The 1,053-nt window shown below is 46.9% G+C and carries 1 protein-coding gene; it reads left to right on the plus strand.

Features of this window, described 5'->3' with window-relative positions:
- On the plus strand, window positions 1-1,053 hold a 1,053-nt coding region (locus A3739_RS05820; RefSeq protein WP_304440260.1), incomplete at both ends, for a flagellar basal body FlgE domain-containing protein.

A 1,053-nucleotide genomic window follows, 5' to 3' on the forward strand; every position in this document is an offset into this window, starting at 1 on the left:
CGGTTACTTCATCGTCAATGATAACGATGAAGTGAAATATACGCGTGCAGGGCAATTTGGTGTGAACCGAGAAGGCTTCCTTGTTAATAATACTGGAATGCAAGTTCAAGGTTTTCAGGCTGATGACGAAGGCAATGTGTCTGGTGTGCTTGGTGATCTGGAAGTAGAAACAAATGACTTGGCGCCACGTCAAACAACCTCTGTTAATACTTTGTTGAACCTCGATTCTTCTGAATCAGTTTTAGCGGTTTCAGGTACAACTGTAGTTGCTGATGGTACGGAAGTTGGTATTGCGCAAGCTGGTGCCAACAACAACTACTCAGCTCAGACCGTTACAATCACCTATGATGACGGTAACCCTGCTACGCCGACTACAACAGAGAACGTAACCACTGTCGCTAACGAAAGTGCGCGAGCTGTCGCTGATCGTTTCAGTGCGGTTGATGGTGTAAATGCAACGGCAAGAACAACTGTGACGGTACCAGTGGCGAGCTGGGCTAACACTTCTGATTCAATGACGATTACTGTCAATGGAGTGACGTTTCAGCCATCTTCAGCTGCAACCCAAACCAATGCCGAGCAATTGGCGGACATTGGTCAGCAAATTAACTCGTCTGCATTAGTCGGTACTACTGCTGTTATCAATGGCGCAGGTGACCTAGAAATTATTCAAGATCAGGGTGAAGATTTGCGCTTCGGTGTTGCGGGTGCAGCAGGTGACGCATACAACATTGAAGGCTCTTCTCCTGGTGCACTTGCTTTAGCAGTTGGCGGTACTGTCGCGGCAACGGTTGGTGGTGTTGTCGACTTTACCTTGGATGACAACTTCTCCTTTAGTTCTGGTACCGGCACACTCGTTGGTTCAACCGTTGGTCAGCCATTTGTCAATAATGGCTTTGATCCAACAGATGCAGGTACTTATAACCATGCAACGTCAACAGAAATCTTCGATAGTCTTGGTAACTCGCATATCTTGAACTTGTATTTTGTGAAGCAGCCTCAGCCATCTAACGTGGCACAAGAGCAGAGCACTTGGCAGATGCATGTTCAAAT

This window comes from Oleiphilus sp. HI0067 (assembly GCF_001635735.1).